Origin of the sequence: Oerskovia enterophila (assembly GCF_001692445.1) — a bacterium.
Classification (GTDB): Bacteria; Actinomycetota; Actinomycetes; order Actinomycetales; family Cellulomonadaceae; genus Oerskovia; species Oerskovia enterophila.
Window position 1 is genome coordinate 1 of sequence record NZ_MAQA01000031.1, and the last position, 20,019, is coordinate 20,019.

Genomic DNA, 20,019 nt, shown 5'->3' on the forward strand with positions numbered 1-20,019 from the left:
CGCCGCGCAGTCCGCGCCGACCTCGTCCAACATGCAGTTCTGGAGCGTCGTGGCGGTGACCGACCCGGCCCGCAAGGACCGGCTCGCGGCGCTCGCCGGCACCCCCGCGAACCGGGCCAGCGAGAACAACCGGTCCGCGGCGACCGGCTGGGCGGCCGGCTCCTCGCGAGCCAGCTCCGCCAGGACCCGGCCGATCGACGGCGCGAACTTGAAGCCGTGGCCCGAGAATCCCGCGGCGACCACGACGCGCCCCACGCGGTCGAGCACGAAGTCGTGGTCCGGGGTCGTGGTGTACGTGCAGGAGACGGGGACGAGCCGGTCGGCGTCGGCCCCCGGGACCCACGTCCGCACGTAGTCCTGGAGCTGGGCGAGCTGCCCGGGCTCGGGCCGGAAGGTCCGCCGGTCGGGGTCGGTGCGCGGCCCGACCCCGTGGAAGCCGACCTTGATCCCCTCGCCGGGCGTCGCGAGCCCGTAGACCCCGCTCGGCCACGGGTGCGGCGCGGCGGGGGCGTGCGTGAAGCTGGGCCACGTGTCCTCCGCCGGTGCTCCCGGAGCGAGCGCGAAGTGCGCGGGCTGCTCCTGGGTGACGACGAGGGGCGGGACGGGCGCGCCGCCGTCGGGCACCGTGAAGGCCGCACCCAGCAGGCCCGCGCTCCACGCGCCCACCGCGACCACGACCGTGTCCGCGACCAGGTCGTACCGGTCGGTGACGACCCGGACCGAGCCCGCACCCGGGTGGACGTGACGCACGTGCACCCCGTGGCGGACGTCGGCGCCGTGCGAGCGCGCCGCGGACTGGAAGGCCGCGACCGCGCGGTCCGCGTGGACGCGCCCGGCCGTCGCGGTCTCGTGCAGCACGTCGCCCTCGAACCGCAGGCCGGGCCAGCGCTCGCCGGCCTCCTCGGGACGCAACCACTCGTGCGCGACGCCGCGCGCGACGAACGCGTCGCCGATCTGGCCGGGGCGCGGGAAGCCGTGGCTCACGCCGCCCGTCAGGGTCAGGACGTCGCCGGTGGCCAGGCCCGCGTCGCGCTCGAGGTCGCGCCACAGGCCGAACGCCTCCTGCGCGAGGTCGAGGTAGGCGGGCTGGGCGTACGTGGTCCGGTAGATGCGCGACGCCCCGTGCGAGGCGCCCTGCGTGTGGCCGGGCTCGAAGCGTTCGAGCAGGACGACGTCGTGCCCCGCGCGTGCGAGCTGCCACGCTGCAGCGGAGCCCATGACGCCGCCGCCGACGACGACGTGGGACACGTGCTCGGTCATCTGGCTGCCTCTCGGTCGGTAGGTGGGGTGCCGCCGGCCCGCGGGTCCCAGGAGGATTCCGCGGGCCGGTCGGCCGTGCTGGTCAGGACTTGGGCAGCCCTGCGGGGTTGGTCTCGGAGGTCTCGATGGCCTCGTCCTCCAGGCCCCAGCGCTCGAGCACCTCGGCATAGCTGCCGTCCTCGATCGCGTGGTTGAGCGCGGCCGTGACCGCGGGGGCGAGCTCGTTGCCCTTGAGCGTGCCGACCGCGATCTGCGCGGTCGCGGGCCAGCCGCCGTTGAGCGTGCCGATCACCTTGAAGTCCTCGGGCGAGACCTTGGCCTTGTACGACGCGGTCGCGTTGGGCCCGAACGTCACGTCGATGCGGCCCGACTGGAGCGCGAGGATCGTGTCGCCGTCGTTCTCGAAGTACTCGATCGTGGCGGGCTCGAGCCCTGCGGCCTTGTTCTCCTCGTCCCACGCGAGCAGGATCTTCTCCTGGTTGGTCCCCGACCCGACCGCGACCGTGAGACCCGCGACGTCCTTGGCCTCGGTGATGGACGTGAGGTCGCTGTCGGCCTTGGTCAGCCAGCCGAGCTGGTCGTTGCGGTAGGACGAGAAGTCGAAGAGCTCCTTGCGCTCCTCGGTCACCGTCACGTTGGAGATCACGACGTCGACGTCGCCCGACTGGACGGCGAGCGGCCAGTCGGCCCAGGCCTTGACCTCCCACTCGACCTTCTTGCCGAGCGCGTCGCCGATGAGCTGGGCGATGTCGGTCTCGTTGCCGATCGGGGTCTTCTCGTCGTCGGCCAGGAACGCGAGCGGCGGCACGTACGCGCTGACCGCGACCTTGATCGTGTCCTTGTCCGCGAACGCGGCCGGGAGGAGCGCGACGGCCTCGGCCGACTCGGTCGTGCGGATGCGGTCCTGCTCGGGCGAGGTGTCGACGACGAGCCCGGCGGCCGCGGCGTTCTCGGCGTTGACGTCGCCCACCGGGTCGGCGTCCGCGTTCGTGGCGCATGCCGCGAGCAGCGCGAGGATGGGCAGGGTCGCGGCGATCCCCAGGACGCGGCCGGCGCGGCGGGAGGGACGACGGGCCGCGCGGGACGCAGCCGTGGATCGGGCGGTGCCGGCGGCCACGCCGGAGGTGTGCAGGGTCATCGTGTTCTCTTTCGTGGTGGGTGGACGTGCGGTGGGGTGACGCGGCCCGGGCAGCGGGTGTGCCGGGCTCCGGGCGTCACAGGACCTTGTCGAGGAAGGCCTTGGTCCGGTCGTGGCGGGGTGCGTCGAGGACCTGTGCGGGTGGTCCCTGCTCGACGATGCGACCGGCGTCCATGAAGACGACCGTGTCGGCGACCTCCCGCGCGAAGCCGATCTCGTGCGTCACGACGAGCATGGTCGTGCCGCCGTGCGCGAGGTCCTTGATGACGTCGAGCACCTCCCCGACGAGCTCGGGGTCGAGCGCCGAGGTCGGCTCGTCGAAGAGCAGGACGCGCGGGCGCATGGCGAGCGCGCGGGCGATCGCGACGCGCTGCTGCTGACCGCCTGACAGCTGGCGGGGCCGGGCGTCGGCCTTGTCGGCGAGGCCCACGCGGGCCAGGAGCTCGCGCGCCTCGGCCTCGACCTCGGTCCGGTCCCTGCCCTGGGCCGAGACGGGGGCCTCGACGACGTTCTCGAGGGCCGTGAGGTGCGGGAAGAGGTTGAAGCTCTGGAACACGAAGCCGATCTGGGTCCGCTGGACCAGGATCTCCTTCTCCTTGAGCTCCCGCAGGGTGTCGCCCTTGCGGGCGTAGCCGATGAGGTCGCCGTCGACCGCGATGAACCCGCGGTCGACCTTCTCGAGGTGGTTGATGACGCGCAGGAGCGTGGACTTGCCCGAGCCCGACGGACCCAGGATCACGGTGACCTCGCCCGGTCGGACCTCGAGGTCGATGCCCGCGAGCACCTCGAGCGTGCCGTAGGACTTGTGGACGCCCCGGACCTCGACGAGGCCCGTGGCCGGGGAGCCGGCCGGGGACGTGGTCGTCGAGGCTCCGGTCGTCGCGGCGCCGCCGGCAACGGTCGTCCGGGTCACCGGGGCCGTCGCAGCAGCAGTGGTCGTGGCGGTCATGCGGCACCTCCGGTGGTGCGGTCGCTCGTCCCCGTGCGCAGCAGGTGGCCGCGGCCGACCGTGGCGCGGGCCGCGTAGGCGGGGGGCAGGTGGGCGGGCGCGGGGCGGCCCGTGAGGCGGGACCACGCGACCTGGAGCGTCCAGCGGACCCGCTGGACCGGCGTCGGGGGCAGCGTGCGCACCGCGCCCTTGGCGTAGTGCCGCTCGACGTAGTACTGCGCGATCGTCAGCACGGTCGTGATGACCAGGTACCAGATCGCCGCGACCATGAGCAGCGGGACGACGCGCTGGTTGCGGCCGTAGATCACGCCGATCGTGTAGAACAGCTCGCCGTAGGCGAGGACGTACACGACCGACGTGCCCTTGACGAGGCCGATGATCTCGTTGACCGACGTCGGCACGATGGTCCGCATGGCCTGCGGCAGCACGATACGCAGCGTCTGGCGCGAGCGCGGGATGCCGAGCGAGGCCGCGGCCTCGTGCTGCCCCTGGTCGACCGAGAGGATCCCGGCGCGCACGATCTCCGAGGAGTACGCGGCCTGCGAGAGGCCCAGGCCCAGGATCGCGGCGCCGAACTTGTCGATCACGTCGAGCGTCCCGAACTCGAGGAAGCCGGGCCCGAACGGGATGCCGAGCGAGAGCGTCGGGTAGAGGTAGGCCAGGTTGTACCAGAGCAGGAGCTGCAGGATCAGGGGCACCGAGCGGAACACCCACGTGTAGGCCGACGAGACGGCCTGGAGCAGGGGCGAGCGCGACAGGCGCATGAGCGCGAGGATCGTCCCGAGGCCGAACCCGAGGACTGCGGCGACCGCGGTCAGGCGGATGGTGCCCCACAGGCCCGCGAGGACCGAGGGCCACGTCAGGTACTGCGCGACGATCGACCACTCCCACCGGGGGTTCGTCACGAGCGAGCTCACGACCATCGCGAGCAGGACCGCGACGCCCGCGGTCGCGATCCAGCGGCCCGGGTGGCGGGCAGGGACGACCTTGAGGTCCTCCCAGCGTGTGGAGGGCGCGTCGGCGGCAGGGGCGGGCGCGAGCGTCGTCGCGCCCGGCAGGTCGGGCAGCGCCCCGGGGGGCGGGACGAGCTGGCGGGACTCGTCCTGTGGCAGGGACAGGGTGCTCATGGGGACCTCGGGCGGGTGAGAAGGGGTCGGGCGAGGGCGCCGCGGCGGGAGCCGGGGCCAGGTCGTGCCGTGTCAGAGCGAGCGGGACGTCGAGGTCACGCCGGTGCTGACACGTGCGGACAGAGCCACTTCTCGAACGCCAGGGGCCCGACGTCCTCGGGGTCCCGGCTCACGTCGAACAGCGGGGTGTAGCCCGCGCTCAGATAGAGCCCGGCGGCCTCCGGCTGGCGAGGGCCGGTCGTCAGGTAGATCCGCGCGTAGCCGCGCTCGGCAGCGCGGTCCTCGAGCTCGACGAGGACCTGGCGCGCGAGCCCGCGGCGCCGGTGGGCCGAGTGGGTCCAGATGCGCTTGAGCTCGGCCGTCGCGACGAGGGGCGTGCCGTCCTCGCTGTGCGTCTCGTGAGCGTCCGGGCGGGGGTCGTCACGCAGGGCGGACCGCCCGTCCCCGGGCCGGGTCCGGCGCGCGGGCTCTCCGAGCTCAGGCTCTGCCCGACGGCGGAACGCCCCTCCCGCGACCGGCTCGCCGTCCGCGAGGAGCAGGACGAGATCGCCGTCGGGCGCTGCGAAGTCGGCAGCCGGGTAGTGCTCCATCTCGGCGCGCAGGTCGTCCTCGTCGAGGAGGTTGCGGTAGCGCGTGGCGTACTCGTGGGCGAGCTCGTCGAGGAGCGGGCGCACGAGCGGGTCGTGCAGGGTCACCGACCGGACCTCGACGGGCGCGGCGACCGACCCTGCGGCCTGGTGCGCTGCCGCCCCCGTCCCGGTCGTGGTCTCCCTCGTCGTGGTGGGCGCGCTCATCGGGGGACCTTCTCCCCCGCCTCGACCGAGAACGGCAGGACGTTGCCCGCGACGGGCTGCGGGCACGTGCCGAAGTCGCTGAAGGCGTAGGGCAGGTTGAGCGTGCGGTTCAGGTCGAGGCGCAGCGTCGGGCCGGGCTGCCCGTCGCTGCGGACGCCTTCTCCTGCCTCGTCCTCGTCGGCTCCTCCGCCCACCGCGTCACGGTCGACGAACAGGATCCGCCAGTCCGCGACGCCGGGGGCCGGGTCGGTGAACAGCAGCGTGGCACCGCCGCCAGGCTTGCCCGTGAGCCGGAGCGTCGTCGTGACGCCGTCGCGGACCACGTCGACCTCGCCCACGACCTGGACGTGGTGCTCGAGCCCCGGCTGCGCGCCGCCCACGACCTCGGCGACCGGCTCGTCGTACCAGCGGACGGGCGCGTCGAGGACCCAGGCCGGGTCGTAGGAGAACGTCGGCACGCCCTCGAACGCGACCCGGGCGCGGGCCCTCGGGTCACGCACGCGCAGCCCGTAGCGCCCGGTGCGCCGCACGAGCTCGACCGCGACCGCGGAGGCCGGGTCCGCGCCGTCGGGCGCGAAGGTCGCGACGATGCGCGACGCGCCCTCCGCGACGTCCTGGACGTGGGTGCCGCGCAGCGCGTCCTGGCTGCCGGCCGGGACGATCGCGTCGGCCGCGGCCGCACGCAGGTGCACGCCCTCGGCGTCCGACCACCACTGACCGGGCAGGCCCGCGAACGTCGTCGGGGACTCCGGGACCCAGTGCAGCGCGGTGAGCGTGAGCCAGCCGTGCGGCTCGCGCAGCGACCGCTCCCGCTCGGCGTGCCAGGCGGCCCACGCGGCCGCGCCGTCCGGGTTGCCGGTCGACGTGCCCGTCGGGGCGGACGCCGCGGCGTGGCGGCCGCGCGTGGCGACGTCGGTCGGGGTGGTGGTGCTCGTCGTCATGATGCTCCTTCAGGACTGGTGGTCGGACGGTCGGATGCTGCGGAGGTCAGCTCAGGCGGGCCGAGCTGCTCGCCCCGGCCGCGACCGTGTCGCCCACGGGGGCAGGGACGGCTCCGACCTCGGGGCGCGAGAGGCCGAGGTGGTCGCGCAGCGTGGTGCCCGTGTACTCGGTGCGGAACGAGCCGCGCTCCTGGAGCAGCGGCACGACCTGGTCGAACACGTCGTCGAGCCCCGCCGGGGTCAGGTGCGGCACGAGGATGAAGCCGTCCGACGCGTCCTCCTGGACGTGCCGGTCGATGTCGTCCGCGACCTGCTGGGCCGTGCCGACGAACCCGCCCCGGCTCGTCACGTCGATCACGAGGTCGCGGATGGACCAGCCGTTGGCCGCGGCCTTCTCGCGCCAGGCGCGGACCACGGGACCTGGATCCTTGACGTGCCGGACCCGGCCCCGCGTGATGCTGAGGTGCTCCAGGTCGGGCTCGACGTCGGGCAGCGGACCCTCGGGGTCGTAGGCCGTGAGGTCGCGCCCCCAGACCTGCTCGAGGAACGCGATCGCGGTCCTGCCCGGCACCTGCTGGAGGCGGATCTCTCGCGCGCGCTCGGCGGCCTCGTCGGCCGTGTCCCCCAGGACGACGACCGTCGCCGGGAGGATCTTGAGCGAGTCGCGGTCGCGGCCGTGCGCCGCGAGGCGCGACTTCACGTCGGCGTAGAACGCCTGGCCGTCCTCGAACGCCGAGTGCGCCGAGAAGACGACGTCGGCGGTCGCCGCCGCGAAGTCGCGGCCGTCGACCGAGTCGCCCGCCTGGAACAGGACCGGGTGCCCCTGGGGCCCACGCGGGGTCTCGAACTGGCCCGACACGTCGAAGTGCTTGCCGCGGTGCGCGAACGGTCGCACTCCCCCGGGCCGCACGAGGCCCCCGGGGGCGAGGACGTCGACCGTGCCGTCGTCCTGGCCGTCGACGAGATCGATCACCGCGTCGTCGTCCCACGAGTCCCAGAGCTGCCGGGCCAGGGCCACGAGCTCGCCCGCGCGCTCGTACCGCTCCTCGTAGGGAAGGAACCCGCCGCGACGGAAGTTGGCGCCCGTGAACGCGTCGGGGCTCGTGACGAGGTTCCAGGCCGCGCGGCCTCCCGACAGGATGTCGAGGCTCGCGAACTGGCGCGCCAGCTCGTAGGGCTCGTTGAAGGTCGTGTTGACCGTGCCTGCGAGGCCCAGGCGGTCGGTGACCGCGGCGAGGGCCGCGAGCACGGGGAGCGTGTCGGGGCGGCCCACGACGTCGAGGTCGTGGATCTGGCCCTTGTGCTCGCGCAGGCGCAGGCCCTCGGCGAGGAAGAAGAAGTCGAGCTTGGCCTCCTCCGCCCGGCGGGCGAGGTGCTCGAACGAGCTGAACTCGATCTGGCTGCGGGAGGCGGGGTCGCTCCACACGGTCGTGTTGTTGACGCCCGGGAAGTGGGCGCCCAGGTGGATCTGCTTGCGGGGACGGCCGTCGCGCGAGCGGGCCGTCGAGGCAGGGGTGGGGTGCGTCATGGTGGCGGGTCCTCAGGCGATCGCGGCGGCGTAGCGGTTGGCGGGGCGGGCGAGCCCCAGGGTGTCCCGCAGGGTCGAGCCCGGGTAGGTCGAGCGGAAGACGCCGGCCTCCTGGAGGAGCGGGACGACGTCGTCGACCAGGGCGTCGAGGTCGGTGCGGAGCGACGAGGGGCGGATCGTGAACCCGTCGGCCGCCCCGGCCTCGACCCACTCCTCGACGACCTCGGCGAGGTCGCGGGCCGTGCCCACGTGCGTGAGCGACCCGGTGTCCCACGTGATCCCCTCGAGCCCCTCGAGCAGGTCGAGGCGTGCCTGGGCGCTGGCCCGGTCCTGGCCGATCACGGCGTAGACGTCGACGAGCACGCGCAGGTCGTCGGGGTTGCGGCCTGCCTCGGCGGCCGCGGCACGCACCTGGTCGCGCAGCGCCCGGGCGCCGTCGAGCGTCGTGGCCCGCACCCGCACGACGTCGGCGCGGCGACCTGCGAGAGCCAGCGCCTCCGCGGAGTCCCCGCGCACGACGACCGGGGGCTGCGCCTGGGGCGAGCGGGGCGTGATCGACGGGCCCTTCACGGCGAACCGGACGCCGTCGTAGTCGACGTAGTGGAGCTTGTCGCGGTCGACGAAGCGGCCCGAGGCGACGTCACGGATCTCGGCGTCGTCCTCCCAGCTGTCCCACAGCCGGCTGACGACCTCGATGGCCTCCTCGGCCTCGGCGACCGCGTCGGTGGTGTCCTGGGCGCCCTTGCGCCCGAACAGCGCGGCGCCGGACTCGGTCGTCGACCAGCCCACCTGCCAGGCGGCGCGGCCCGCGCTCACGTGGTCGACGGTCGCGATCGCCTTGGAGACGTGGAACGGCTCGGTGTGCGTGGTGTCGACCGTCGCGACGAGCCCGATCCCCGCCGAGCGCGGTGCGAGGCGCGAGGCCACGAGGGCCGCGTCGAGGCGTCCGCGCAGCGTCGTGTTGCGCGTCGGCTGGAGCGAGAACGTGTCGTCGAACAGCGCGAAGTCGAGCACGCCGCGCTGGGCCGTGGCGACGAGCTCCTGGAGGCGCTGGCCGTCGAACAGGCGGGGCGACTCGGACCCGACCGCGCGCCACGCACCCGCTCGTGCTCCGGCGTCGGACAGGTCGACACCCAGGTGGGCCGAGCGGCGGGGCGGCCCGTCGAGCAGGTCGTCGAGCGCGTCGAGCGACGGGTCGGTCGATCGGTCGTCCTGCTGCTCGGCGGACGAGGAGGCGGGGGTGAACAGCGGGGTCAGGTTCGAGTCAGGCATGGGTCGTTCCACTCCGGGAGGTCGGGTGCGGGGTCGCTCGGCCGCTGTCGCAGGGATCGGCGGAAGGCCGCGGCGGGTCGCGAGCACTGCGGGGTGCAGGTGGGGGTGCAGCGGGGTGGACCGCCGGGCCGGGCGACGGGTGACCGGGGCAGGCCGGTGTTCCGGCAGGCCGCGGCGACCGCGTCACGGGCGGGGCGGTTCAGGGGCGAGCCGGCTCGGCTCGGGAGGCGTCAGGAGGAGCGCAGGCTCAACAACAGACGCGGCCCGGGACGACGGGACGCCCGGGGGAACAACACATTCGACGGGCGGGAGCCACGGCTCCCCGTGCCGACGCGACAGGCGTGAGGACGAGCGTGTCGCGGATGTCCACGGGTCCTCCTCGGGTCGGCGGTGCTTCGGGTGCTGAGGCGCTTCGGTGCGGCGGACGGTGGCGTCTGCCGATGGCCCGGAATGTATGCCCGGGTCCGGGGAGTGTCAACGACTTCGGCGAACAGTCCGCATTCTGGACCGAATCAGTAGAGATTGTGCCCCGAACCCTGCCGAAACGGACATCGGAGGTGAGGGCCGTCGTCGGGCGTGCGCTCGACCGGGAGGTTCCCGGTGCCGAGGTAGAACCGTCTGCGCGAGGTAGGACGCGGCAGGCGCTACCTCGCGCAGACGGTTCTACCTCGCGGACCGGCAGCCTGGCGGGTCAGCGTGGCGCCATCCGGATGCCGCCGTCGAGGCGGATCACCTCGCCGTTGAGCATGGGGTTCTCGACGATCGTGCGGACCAGGCGCGCGAACTCCTCCGGGCGCCCGAGCCGCCGCGGGTGCGGCACCTGGGCCGCGAGAGACTCCTGGGCCTCCGCGGGCAACGACGCCATCATGGGCGTGCTGAAGATGCCCGGCGCGATCGTCATGACACGGATGCGCAGGTCCGCGAGGTCGCGCGCGAGCGGCAGCGTCATGGCCGCGACCCCGCCCTTCGAGGCCGCGTACGCCGCCTGGCCCACCTGACCGTCGAACGCCGCGACCGACGCGGTGTTCACGATCACACCACGCTCCTCGGGGACCCCGATGTCCCCCGGGGCACCGGCCGCCGCACCGTCTGCGCCGTCCGCGCCCACCGCCCCGTCCAGCGCGACCATGCGCTCGGCCGCGAGCCGCGCGACGTTGAACGTCCCGACGAGGTTCACGCTCACGACCTTCGCGAACGACGCCAGGTCGTGCACCCCGTTCCTGCCGAGCACGCGCCGCGCGAGCACGATCCCCGCGCAGCTCACCGCGACGTGCAGCCCGCCCAGGTCCGCAGCCGCGTCGAGGGCCCGGGACACGTCGTCCTCGCTCGTGACGTCGGTCGGGACGAACCGCACCGCATCGCCCAGGGAGTCCGCGAGCGCCTGACCGGGCGAGCCCGGCAGGTCCGCGACCACGACCCGCGCCCCGGCGCCGACCAGCTCCTCGACGGTCGCCCGGCCCAGGCCCGAGGCCCCTCCTGTCACCAGCGCGACCTTGCCCGCGATCTCCACGTCCCACTCCTTCGTCGACGGTCGTCCGCCAGCGTAGCCAGGTGGTCGCGTCGGCGCCCGGCGCAGACTCCCACCGTGGGTTTGTCGCAGCACCCCGCGCGGGGCCGCGGGAGCGGCGGGAGGATGAGACATGCTGCTCGCCGAGGTCGCCGCCACGTCCGACGCCGTCGCCGCGACCCGCTCGCGCCTCGCCAAGCGCGCCGCGATCGCCGACCTGCTGCGCCGTGCCGCCCGGGACGCAGCGGTGGCCGAGGGGCCGGGCGCTCCCGAGGGCAGCGCGGGGGACGACGTCGAGATCGTCGTGTCCTACCTCGCGGGCGAGCTGCGCCAGCGTCGCACGGGGCTCGGCTGGGCCTCGTTGCGTGCGCTCCCTCCACCCGCCGCGGCGCCGACGCTGACCGTCCAGGCCGTCGACGCGGTCTTCGAGCACATGGCCGGACTCGCGGGGCCGGGTTCCGACACGGCCCGCTTCGCGGCGGCCTCGGCGTTGTTCGCCGCGGCCACCGAGCGTGAGCAGTCGTTCCTGCGCGGGCTGGTCGCGGGCGACCTGCGGCAAGGAGCGCTCGACGCGCTGGTCGTCGACGCGGTCGCCGAGGCCGCAGGCATCCCGCTCGACGCGGTGCGCCGCGCGGCCATGCTGCGCGGGGCGTCGGGCCCGGTCGCGCGGGCGGCGCTCGAGGCGGACGGCCCGACGGCGGCGCTCACCGCGCTGGCAGGGTTCGGCCTCGAGGTGGGGCGCCCCGTGCGACCGATGCTCGCGCAGTCGGCCCCCGACGTCGCGGCGGCGTTCGACAAGCTCGGTGTCTCGGCCGAGTCCGACGACCGCGCGCACCAGGTGTCGGTCGACGTCAAGCTCGACGGCATCCGCATCCAGGTCCACCGCGACGGCGACCAGGTGCGGGTGTTCACGCGCTCGCTCGACGACATCACCTCACGCGTCCCCGAGATCGTCGCGGACGCCCGCTCCCTGGCCTCGGAGCGGTTCGTGCTGGACGGCGAGGCCCTCGTCGTCGGGCCGGACGGGGTGGCCAGGCCCTTCCAGGAGACGGCCGCCCGCTCGGCCACGCGCGACGCCCCCGGTGCTCCGGACGGCGAGGCCGAGGCTGCCACGCTGGCCGGGGCGCTCGCGCTGCGCCCGTACTTCTTCGACGTGCTCCACGCGGACGGTCGCGACCTGATCGACGCCCCGCTGCGTGAGCGGCTCGTCGTGCTGGACCGCGTCGCAGACTCCTTCAGGGTCCGGCGTCTGACGACCTCCTCCCCCGGCGCGGCGACCCAGTACTTCCTCGAGACGGTGCGCGAGGGCGACGAGGGCGTCGTCGTGAAGTCGCTCGACGCTCCCTACGCGGCCGGACGGCGCGGCGCCGGGTGGATCAAGGTCAAGCCTCGGCACACGCTCGACCTCGTGGTGCTCGCGGTCGAACGCGGGTCGGGGCGCCGGACGGGCCTGCTGTCCAACATCCACCTGGGCGCGCGCGACCCCCAGACCGGTGGGTTCGTGATGCTCGGCAAGACGTTCAAGGGCATGACCGACGAGATGCTCGCGTGGCAGACCGAGCGCTTCCGCGAGCTCGAGGTCGCCGACGACGGCTGGGTCGTGACGCTGCGCCCCGAGCAGGTCGTCGAGATCGCGTTCGACGGGCTCCAGCGCTCCACGCGCTACCCGGGCGGGCTCGCGCTGCGGTTCGCGCGCGTGCTGCGCTACCGCGACGACAAGACCGCGGCCGAGGCGGACACGATCAAGGGGGTCAGGTCGCTCGCGTGACCTCCTCGACCGTGGCCCGCGACAGATCGGTTCACGTCAGCCGCCGCTCACCGCGACCCGCTGGAGGATCGCGAGCTCGGCCGGAGGGAATCCCACGGCTCGCTGCACGAGGGCACCTGCGGCGTGCCGGGTGAGCAGCTCGACCCGGGCGTCGAACTCCTCGATCCGGGCGTCCTCGGGGTGCACGAAGCTCGTCAGGCAGACGCTCTCGTCGTCGATCCACGGCGTGTCGTCCTGCAGGTCGGAGTCGTCGGGCCCCTCGTCGCCGATCGGGTCGATATCGACCTGGACGTCCCGAAGGTGCCGGGGCCGCTGCTCCCCGAAACCGTCGCCCGCGACGTCGTGCAGCGCGCGGAAGATGCGGCCGGCAGCGAACGACCCGGCGGCGTACCAGCTCTGCGGGCCATCCTCGCTCTCCGGACCGTCCTTCGCGCACAGCATGCTCGCGTCGACGTGGACCCACCCGATCTCAGGGTCGCGCCAGCCCATGCTCGCGGGTCTGCTCGGCCACTGCTTGCCACGCCTCCGGTCGAGAACTCCGACGTACTCGTTGCACGAGGCGTAGCGCACTCCCTTCCGCGCCACGGCGCCGGCGATCCGGGTGGCGAGCGTCTCGACGGGCACCACGGGCTCGGAGTAGGGCTCGCGCACCGGGACGGTGTCGTAGGACCGCAGGGCCGTGGGGTCCGCAGCCACACGCGAGACGGCCTCGGGGCCCGCGACGATCACGGAGTCCAGGGTGCGCACGAAGCGGCGCCGGGCGAACGGGGCGTCGGGCGCGGTGTAGCCCAGGGCGCGCGCGTGCGCCTCGGTGTCGAGCAGCACGTACGCCTCGGCGAGCTGCTTGTCCGCCGTGCGCAGCACGGCAGCGCCCATCGGGCCGGAGGCCCGTTCCCAGGACTCGATGCCCGACGGCGTCACGCGCCCACCATACGGAGCAAGCACCTCCCACAGGTCCGTCCAGCGCGACGGGTCGGCGGAGGCTCGGCCGAAGAGGGTGGCGAGCATGGACATCGGGGCTCCGTCGTTCGTCGGGTTGGTCCGCCGAGCGTAGCGGTCCTCGGCACTCGGCCCGCACGCCCTCCGCAGCCGGCCTTCCGCGCGACCCGACCGACGCCCCACCCCCGCCCAACCGGCCGCGGCGCGTGCCGCCGTCGGGCATCGTTTACCGGGAGAAACCGGGCGAAACATCGTCTCGGAGACCGGATGGGGGCTTGTGCCGTGCCCGCGCGGGCCGACAGGATCACCGCCATGCGCTTCGACGTCAGCACCCACGAGCACCCCGGGACACCGGTGCGCCTCGTGGTACGCCGCGCCGTCGACCTGCGTCTCGTCGCGGGCTGTCTCTGTCGATAGCCCCGCCCCGGCCCGGCCGCAGCTCGCGCTGACGACCGGTCGATCCGCGCACCTCGCACCTTCACCATCCCGCTCACGCCGTGCCGCTGCAGGCCTCTCGCGCCCGCACGCGGCCTCACGCACCGAGCGTCTCGCTTCCCTCCCTGCCGCCGGCGTACCCACGACCGGTCGGCTCCCGTACCCGAATCCCTGGAGCTCCCATGCCCCGCACCCTCAGACCCCATGCCCGTCGGCTCGCTCGCACGACCCTGCGGGCCGCCGTGACCGTCGGCCTCGCGACGGCGCTCGTGGCCTGCTCGGCTGCGAGCGCCGAGGAGGCGGTCGTCGGCGAGTCGGGCCGGACCGTCCTGCGCTACGACGGCTCGGTCGGCCAGGTGACGTTCCCCGAGCTCGCGGCGGACCTCGGCTACTACGAGAAGGTCGAGCTCGAGTGGGTCGGCGACTCGACGGGGGGCCCGCAGAGCATCCAGGCCGCCGCGACGGGCTCGACCGACTTCGGCGGTGCGTTCAACGGGGCGATCGTCAAGCTCAAGGCCTCGGGCTCGCCCATCACGTCGGTCATCTCCTACTACGGCTCGGACGAGCTCTCGTACGGCGGCTTCTACACGCTCGAGGGGAGCCCGCTGACCGAGCCCAAGGACCTGATCGGCAAGTCGATCGGCGTCAACACGCTGGGAGCGCAGAGCGAGTTCGTCATCCGCGAGTGGCTCACGCGGGGCGGGCTGACCGCGGACGAGATCGACCAGGTCGAGCTCATCGTGGTCCCGCCCGTCAACGCCGAGCAGGTGCTGCGCGAGGGTCAGGTCGACGTCGTCGCGCTGTCCCGCGTCTTCCAGGACAAGGCGCTCGAACGCGGCGGGATCACGCCGCTGTTCAGCGAGCTCTCGCTGTTCGGCGACTTCAGCTACGGCACGTACATCTTCCGCGACGAGTACATCGCGCAGAACCCCGAGGTGGTCGAGGACTTCGTCCAGGGCACCGCGCGGGCCATCCGGTGGTCGCAGGTCACCCCGGTCGAGGAGGTCCGTGCGCGGTTCACGTCCATCATCGAGGGCCGCGGGCGGGGCGAGACCACCGACCTGGTCCCCTACTGGAAGTCGGCGAGCATCACGGCTCCCGGCGGCGTGATCGTCGACGAGGAGATCTCGACCTGGATCGACTGGCTCGTCCGCGAGGGCGAGCTCGAGGAGGGCCGGTTCTCGCCCGAGGACATCTACACCAACGACGACAACCCGTACGCGAACGGGACCTACCCGCAGGACGCCGGCCCCGACGGCGAGCCCGTCGAGGTGTCACCGTGAGCGGTGCGGGGGCGGTCACGACCGCCCGGCCCAGCGCGACGGGCTCCGCGGCTGCGCCCGACTTCCCGGGCTCGACGCCCAAGCTCCGCCTCGAGCACGTGCGCAAGGAGTTCATCGTGCGCGACGCGGCCGGTGGCCGCGGCGCCCGCAAGCGCTTCACGGCCGTCGAGGACTTCACGCTCGACGTCCGGGCAGGCGAGTTCCTGACGGTCGTCGGACCCTCGGGCTGCGGCAAGTCGACGCTCCTGGACCTGCTGGGCGGGCTCACCGAGCCGACGTCGGGCCGGATCCTCCTCGACGGCTCCCCCGTGACCGGCCCCGGGCTGGACCGCGGCGTGGTCTTCCAGCAGTACGCGCTGCTGCCCTGGCGGTCGGCCCGCGCGAACGTCGAGTTCGGGCTCGAGGCCAAGGGCGTCGGGCGGGCCGCACGCGCCCGCGTCGCCGACGAGTACCTGGACCTCGTGGGCCTCACGGCCTTCGCGGACCGGTACCCGCACGAGCTCTCGGGCGGCATGAAGCAGCGGGTCGCGATCGCTCGCAGCCTCGCGTTCGACCCTGAGGTGCTCCTCATGGACGAGCCGTTCGCGGCTCTCGACGCGCAGACGCGCGAGTCGCTCCAGGACGAGCTGCTGCGCATCTGGCGCACCACGGGCAAGACGATCGTCTTCATCACGCACGGCATCGAGGAGTCGGTGTACCTGGGCCAGCGCGTAGCGGTCATGACACCCCGCCCCGGTCGCCTGCAGACCGTGATCGACGTGGACCTCGCGGGGGCCGGCGACGCGGGTCCGTCCGGGGACGCCAGCCGGACGGACGACGGCACGGCGGACCACTCCGCCGACGACACCGGAGGGGACGTCCGTTCCTCGGCCCTGTTCGGCCGGTACCGGCACGAGGTGTGGAGCGCGCTCCACGGCTCGCCCACCCAGGCGCAGGGCGCCGCCGCAGGAACCCAGGAGGACGCCCATGTCTAGCACCGCGACCACACCGGCCCGCGTGGCCCCGGTGCCCCCGGCCGAGGACACCGTCGCGTTCGCGGACCCGCCCACGCTGGGACGCCGCCAGGCGCTCACGGCCGACCAGGACCCGACGCCCTCGCTCGCGGCCCGCCTGCGCGGCGTCGGGGCACGGGTCCTGCGGGCCTCGGCCGCGATCGTGATCTTCCTGGCGATCTGGGAGGTCGCGCCGCGCGTCGGGCTCGTCGACCGGGTCTTCCTGCCGCCGCTCAGCGCGGTCCTCGAGTCCTTCTGGGGGCTGCTCACGAGCGGCGAGCTCGGCAAGCACGTCGGGACGAGCCTGACCCGGGCCGGCATCGGCTTCTCGATCGCGGTGCTGCTCGCGATCCCGCTGGGGATCGCGATCGGCTGGTGGGCGAGCGTCGCGCAGTTCCTCGGCCCGTTCCTCGAGCTGTTCCGCAACACCGCCGCCCTGGCCCTGCTCCCCGTGTTCATCCTCGTCCTGGGGATCGGCGAGACCTCCAAGATCACGCTCGTCGTCTACGCGTGCTTCTTCCCCATCCTGCTCAACACGATCGCGGGGGTCCGGACCGTCGACCCCCTGCTGGTGAAGTCCGCCCGGTCGCTCGGGCTGCCGCCCGTCCGGCTGTTCCAGAAGGTCGTGCTGCCCGCCGCGGTCCCCACGATCTTCACGGGGATCCGCATGGCCGGGACGAGCTCGATCCTCGTGCTCATCGCGGCCGAGATGGTCGGCGCCAAGGCCGGCCTCGGCTACCTCATCACCTACGCCCAGTTCAACTTCCAGATCACGAACATGTACGCCGGGATCATCGCGATCTCGCTCGTCGGCGTCTCGATCAACGCGGTGCTCGTGAGCCTCGAGCGGCACTTCTCGCGCTGGCGCACCACGTGAGCCGGGGCCGCCCGTCCTGGGCGGCCCCGGCCCCCGCCACGACCGACCTCCCGACCCGTCACCCACACCCGCACCCACACCCACGACCAGAGGACGCACCATGACCCGCCCACCCCGTCAGCTCAGCCTGAACCTCTTCATCCACCCGGCCGGCCACCACGAGGCGGCCTGGCGCCACCCGGACACCCAGCCCGAGCGCATCTTCACGGCCGACTTCTACACCGAGCTCGCCCGCACGGCCGAGGCCGCGACGTTCGACGCGGTCTTCTTCGCCGACGGTCCCGTCCTGCACGACGGCGTCGAGTTCAACAGCGTCGGCCGCCTCGAACCGCTCCTGACGCTCGCGTCGATCGCAGCCGCGACCGAGCGGATCGGCCTCGTCGCGACGGCCTCGACCACGTTCTACGACCCGTACAACCTGGCGCGCCTCTTCTCGACGCTCGACCACCTGAGCAACGGACGGGCCGGGTGGAACATCGTGACCACGGCCTCCGAGGACGCGGCCCGCAACTTCGGCCTCGACTCCCACCCGGACCACGTCGAGCGGTACGCGCGGGCGGCCGAGTTCGTCGAGGTCGTCACCCGGCTCTGGGACAGCTGGGAGGACGACGCGGTCCTGATCGACCGCGCGTCGGGCCGCTACGCCGACCCCGCGAAGATCCACGACGTGGCCTTCCGCGGCAAGCACCTGCGCGTCGAGGGCGCGTTCAACGCGGCCCGCTCGCCCCAGGGCCACCCGGTCCTGGTCCAGGCGGGCGCCTCGAACGAGGGGCGCGCGTTCGCGAGCCGCTACGCCGAGGCGATCTTCACGGCCCACCAGCGTCTGGCCGACGCCCAGGCGTTCTACGCAGACATCAAGGCGGGGGCCGAAGCCCTGGGCCGGTCGCGCGACGCGGTCAAGATCCTGCCGGGCATCAGCCCGTTCATCGCCTCGACCGAGGACGAGGCGCGGGCGCTCGAGCGCGAGTTCAACGAGCTCACGGTCCCCGAGTACGGGCTGCGCCAGCTCGAGAAGCTCACGGGCGTCCGCCTCGACCACGCGCAGCTCGACGGTCCCGTCCCGGCCGAGCTGTTCGCGGACGCGGGCGACGTGACCGACAACTCGCGCAGCCGTCTCCAGGTCGTCGCGGGCATCGTCGAGCGCGAGCAGCCCACGGTCCGCGGCCTGCTCCACCGCCTCGCCGGGGCGCGCGGCCACCGCGTCGTCGCGGGCACGCCCGAGCAGGTCGCCGACACGATCGAGGAGTGGTTCACGCAGGGCGCCGCCGACGGCTTCAACGTCATGCCGCCGTACCTGCCGGGCGGCCTGGACGACTTCGCCGACCACGTCGTGCCGATCCTGCGCGAGCGCGGCCTGTTCCGTACGGAGTACGAGGGCACCACGCTGCGCGACCACCTCGGGCTCGAGCGCCCCGCGAGCCAGTACGCCTCGCCTGCTGCGGACCCGGCTCACGCCCTCCGCGACGCGAGCGGCACGGACGAGGCGAGCGACGCCGTCGGGCAGGAGGAGGCCCGGACCGCGGAGCCGGTCCTGGCGTGAGCACGGGCACGAGCGCCCCGCCTGTCCGGCTGGCCTGGACCGTCCACGTCCCCGCCGGGGTCTGGGGCGTGGCCCAGGGCGCGGCGGCACCGGTCGTCGCGCTCGCGGCGCGCGAGCACGGCGCGTCGCTCGGCGCCGCAGGACTGGTCGTGGCGCTCGCCGGGCTGGGCCAGCTGATCGGCGACCTGCCCGCGGGGCGGCTCGTCTCCCGGTTCGGGGAGCGACGCTCGATCATCGGGGCGGGCGTCGTGGCCGTGGTCGGCGTGGCGCTGTGCCTGGTCTCGTGGTCGGTGGCCTCGCTCGCGGTGGGGGTGTTCCTCGCGGGGCTGTCCCAGGCCGTGTGGGGCCTCGCGCGCCAGACGTACCTGGCCGAGGCCGTCCCGTTCGCGCGCCGCGCGCGCGTCATGTCGACGGTCGCGGCCATGATGCGCGTCGGGTTCTTCGTGGGGCCGATCCTCGGCGCGGCGGCGATCGTGGCTGTCGGGACGCGCGGAGGGTTCGCGGTCCAGCTCGTGGCCGTGTGCGTCACGGCGGTCCTCATGGGCCGTGTTCCCGACGTCGGACGCTCCCCCCGGGCGGCCGGCTCGCCCGGCGGCGCGGGCACGCGGGAGGCGGGGCTGTGGCGCGTGGTGGTCGAGCACCGCCGGCTGCTGCGCACGCTCGGCCTGGGGGCCGCGCTCATGGGGCTCTCGCGCACGGCCCGCACCGTGGTCCTTCCCCTGTGGGCCGACGTCCTGGGCGTCGACGCCGCGACCACGAGCCTGGTCTTCGGGGCCAGCGCGGCGCTCGACGTCGCGGTCTCGATCCCCGCGGGCTACCTCATGGACAGGTTCGGCCGGCGCGCGCTCGCGGTCCCGTCGCTGCTGGTCCTGGCCGCGGGCTATCTCGCGCTGCCGTGGGCGGGCGGCGTCGCGTCGTTGACCGTCGTCGCCCTGGTCCTGGGGCTCGGGAACGGGCTGAGCAACGGCGTCATCATGACGCTCGGGGCCGACGTCGCGCCGCCCGCCCAGCGCGCCGAGTTCTTCGGGGCGTGGCGGCTCATGCACGACGCGGGGGCCTTCGCGGGTCCCCTCGTCGTCGCGGGCACGGCGCTCGTGGCCCCGCTCGGGGCCGCCGCGCTCGTGGTCGGGGCGGCGTCGGCCGCGGGCGGCGCGGTGCTCTGGCGGTACGTGCCCGTGTGGGCGCCGTGGCCCCGGCCGACGGCCCTGCTGGTCGGGCCTCCCCCGCTGGCGGACGAGGCCGTCCCCCGGTGATCCTGGAGGCGCGCCGCGCCCGCGGACGGACCGAGAGAGGACCGAGCCCATGACCGAGGACCGTGCTGCCGTCCCGCCCAGCGACCTCACGCCACGCATCGGCAAGGTCGCGACGCGCGAGCTCGCCCACCACGGGTACACCCGCTACGAGGACCTCACGCGCGCGACGGCCAAGGAGCTGCTCGCGATCCACGGGGTCGGACCCACGTCGATCCGGATCCTGGGCGAGGAGCTCGCCGAGCGGGGATCGGGGTTCCGGGAGGGCTGAGCCGGTCGTCAGGCGCTCGGTCCGGACGAGCGGACGAACCGCCCCGGCGGGGTGGGCTGTCTGCCGAGCAGGTTCGGCTGGGCCGAACGTGCGTTCGCTGAGCAGGACCAGGTCCCGCCCAGCCGAACCTTCCCGGCACGCTCACTCC

At 74.0% G+C, this 20,019-nt stretch carries 17 protein-coding genes; 7 read left to right on the forward strand and 10 right to left on the reverse strand.

Translation table 11 applies throughout. The features are described 5' to 3' along the window. The 9 genes from OERS_RS12930 to OERS_RS12970 form a co-directional block, all read right to left on the reverse strand. Positions 1-1,260: FAD-dependent oxidoreductase (locus tag OERS_RS12930; RefSeq protein WP_068626077.1), on the reverse strand; the 1,260-nt coding region annotated here is incomplete at its 3' end. A gap of 82 nt (positions 1,261-1,342) precedes the next feature. Further along, a complete protein-coding gene (locus OERS_RS12935; RefSeq protein ID WP_083201436.1) occupies positions 1,343-2,398 on the reverse strand; it encodes an ABC transporter substrate-binding protein in 1,056 nt (351 codons plus the stop codon). Positions 2,399-2,474: 76 nt separating this feature from the next. Continuing rightward, positions 2,475-3,347 carry an amino acid ABC transporter ATP-binding protein gene (locus tag OERS_RS12940; protein ID WP_083201437.1) on the reverse strand — a complete coding sequence of 291 codons (873 nt, stop codon included), beginning with the start codon at positions 3,345-3,347 and terminating at the stop codon, positions 2,475-2,477. Further along, on the reverse strand, positions 3,344-4,474 hold the full coding sequence (locus OERS_RS12945) for an amino acid ABC transporter permease (RefSeq protein ID WP_068626078.1): 1,131 nt from the start codon (positions 4,472-4,474) through the stop codon (positions 3,344-3,346). Before OERS_RS12945 ends, OERS_RS12940 begins: the two co-directional genes overlap by 4 nt. A 95-nt stretch (positions 4,475-4,569) precedes the next feature. Continuing rightward, complete coding sequence (locus OERS_RS12950) at positions 4,570-5,268, reverse strand: GNAT family N-acetyltransferase (protein WP_068626079.1); 699 nt, start codon at positions 5,266-5,268, stop codon at positions 4,570-4,572. Continuing rightward, positions 5,265-6,209 (reverse strand): DUF1684 domain-containing protein, encoded by a 945-nt coding sequence (locus OERS_RS12955; RefSeq protein ID WP_083201438.1) that lies wholly within the window; start codon positions 6,207-6,209, stop codon positions 5,265-5,267. The genes OERS_RS12950 and OERS_RS12955 overlap by 4 nt, the downstream gene beginning before the upstream one ends. A 46-nt stretch (positions 6,210-6,255) precedes the next feature. Next, positions 6,256-7,737: an NtaA/DmoA family FMN-dependent monooxygenase gene (locus OERS_RS12960; RefSeq protein WP_068626080.1), complete on the reverse strand. Its 1,482-nt coding sequence runs from the start codon at positions 7,735-7,737 to the stop codon at positions 6,256-6,258. A gap of 12 nt (positions 7,738-7,749) precedes the next feature. Beyond that, positions 7,750-9,009, reverse strand: coding sequence for an LLM class flavin-dependent oxidoreductase (locus tag OERS_RS12965; protein WP_083201439.1), 1,260 nt, complete (start codon positions 9,007-9,009; stop codon positions 7,750-7,752). A gap of 691 nt (positions 9,010-9,700) precedes the next feature. Beyond that, entirely contained in the window at positions 9,701-10,519 is an 819-nt protein-coding gene (locus tag OERS_RS12970) for a 3-hydroxyacyl-CoA dehydrogenase (RefSeq protein WP_068626081.1), read from the reverse strand. A 130-nt stretch (positions 10,520-10,649) separates the two neighbouring features. Between OERS_RS12970 and OERS_RS12975 the strand changes: the two genes are divergently transcribed. Beyond that, positions 10,650-12,284 (forward strand): ATP-dependent DNA ligase, encoded by a 1,635-nt coding sequence (locus OERS_RS12975; protein WP_068626082.1) that lies wholly within the window; start codon positions 10,650-10,652, stop codon positions 12,282-12,284. A gap of 36 nt (positions 12,285-12,320) precedes the next feature. Here OERS_RS12975 and OERS_RS12980 read toward each other — a convergent pair whose 3' ends face one another. Next, positions 12,321-13,298 (reverse strand): hypothetical protein, encoded by a 978-nt coding sequence (locus OERS_RS12980; protein WP_068626083.1) that lies wholly within the window; start codon positions 13,296-13,298, stop codon positions 12,321-12,323. A gap of 542 nt (positions 13,299-13,840) precedes the next feature. Here OERS_RS12980 and OERS_RS12985 point away from each other — a divergent pair. The 6 genes from OERS_RS12985 (at position 13,841) to OERS_RS13010 (ending at position 19,871) form a co-directional block, all read left to right on the forward strand. Continuing rightward, positions 13,841-14,941, forward strand: a complete 1,101-nt coding sequence (locus OERS_RS12985; RefSeq protein WP_068626084.1) for an ABC transporter substrate-binding protein — start codon at positions 13,841-13,843, stop codon at positions 14,939-14,941. Between the two features lie 98 nt (positions 14,942-15,039). Beyond that, entirely contained in the window at positions 15,040-15,915 is an 876-nt protein-coding gene (locus OERS_RS12990) for an ABC transporter ATP-binding protein (RefSeq protein ID WP_068626109.1), read from the forward strand. Next, entirely contained in the window at positions 15,908-16,810 is a 903-nt protein-coding gene (locus OERS_RS12995; RefSeq protein ID WP_082608997.1) for an ABC transporter permease, read from the forward strand. The genes OERS_RS12990 and OERS_RS12995 overlap by 8 nt, the downstream gene beginning before the upstream one ends. A gap of 100 nt (positions 16,811-16,910) precedes the next feature. After that, positions 16,911-18,350 carry an LLM class flavin-dependent oxidoreductase gene (locus OERS_RS13000; protein WP_083201441.1) on the forward strand — a complete coding sequence of 480 codons (1,440 nt, stop codon included), beginning with the start codon at positions 16,911-16,913 and terminating at the stop codon, positions 18,348-18,350. Beyond that, on the forward strand, positions 18,347-19,603 hold the full coding sequence (locus tag OERS_RS13005; protein WP_083201442.1) for an MFS transporter: 1,257 nt from the start codon (positions 18,347-18,349) through the stop codon (positions 19,601-19,603). The genes OERS_RS13000 and OERS_RS13005 overlap by 4 nt, the downstream gene beginning before the upstream one ends. A gap of 49 nt (positions 19,604-19,652) precedes the next feature. Beyond that, positions 19,653-19,871, forward strand: coding sequence for a helix-hairpin-helix domain-containing protein (locus tag OERS_RS13010; RefSeq protein WP_056652484.1), 219 nt, complete (start codon positions 19,653-19,655; stop codon positions 19,869-19,871). Positions 19,872-20,019 lie beyond the last annotated feature (148 nt).

Excerpts from the sequence above, each read along its gene's own strand:
- OERS_RS12955 (WP_083201438.1), bottom strand. The coding sequence starts at position 6,209 with ATGACGACGAGCACCACCACCCCGACCGACGTCGCCACGCGCGGCCGC.
- OERS_RS12950 (WP_068626079.1), bottom strand. The coding sequence starts at position 5,268 with ATGAGCGCGCCCACCACGACGAGGGAGACCACGACCGGGACGGGGGCG.
- OERS_RS12940 (WP_083201437.1), bottom strand. The coding sequence starts at position 3,347 with ATGACCGCCACGACCACTGCTGCTGCGACGGCCCCGGTGACCCGGACG.
- OERS_RS12975 (WP_068626082.1), top strand. The coding sequence starts at position 10,650 with ATGCTGCTCGCCGAGGTCGCCGCCACGTCCGACGCCGTCGCCGCGACC.
- OERS_RS12935 (WP_083201436.1), bottom strand. The coding sequence starts at position 2,398 with ATGACCCTGCACACCTCCGGCGTGGCCGCCGGCACCGCCCGATCCACG.
- OERS_RS12945 (WP_068626078.1), bottom strand. The coding sequence starts at position 4,474 with ATGAGCACCCTGTCCCTGCCACAGGACGAGTCCCGCCAGCTCGTCCCG.
- OERS_RS12985 (WP_068626084.1), top strand. The coding sequence starts at position 13,841 with ATGCCCCGCACCCTCAGACCCCATGCCCGTCGGCTCGCTCGCACGACC.
- OERS_RS12960 (WP_068626080.1), bottom strand. The coding sequence starts at position 7,737 with ATGACGCACCCCACCCCTGCCTCGACGGCCCGCTCGCGCGACGGCCGT.
- OERS_RS13000 (WP_083201441.1), top strand. The coding sequence starts at position 16,911 with ATGACCCGCCCACCCCGTCAGCTCAGCCTGAACCTCTTCATCCACCCG.
- OERS_RS13010 (WP_056652484.1), top strand. The coding sequence starts at position 19,653 with ATGACCGAGGACCGTGCTGCCGTCCCGCCCAGCGACCTCACGCCACGC.
- OERS_RS12980 (WP_068626083.1), bottom strand. The coding sequence starts at position 13,298 with ATGTCCATGCTCGCCACCCTCTTCGGCCGAGCCTCCGCCGACCCGTCG.
- OERS_RS12965 (WP_083201439.1), bottom strand. The coding sequence starts at position 9,009 with ATGCCTGACTCGAACCTGACCCCGCTGTTCACCCCCGCCTCCTCGTCC.
- OERS_RS12995 (WP_082608997.1), top strand. The coding sequence starts at position 15,908 with ATGTCTAGCACCGCGACCACACCGGCCCGCGTGGCCCCGGTGCCCCCG.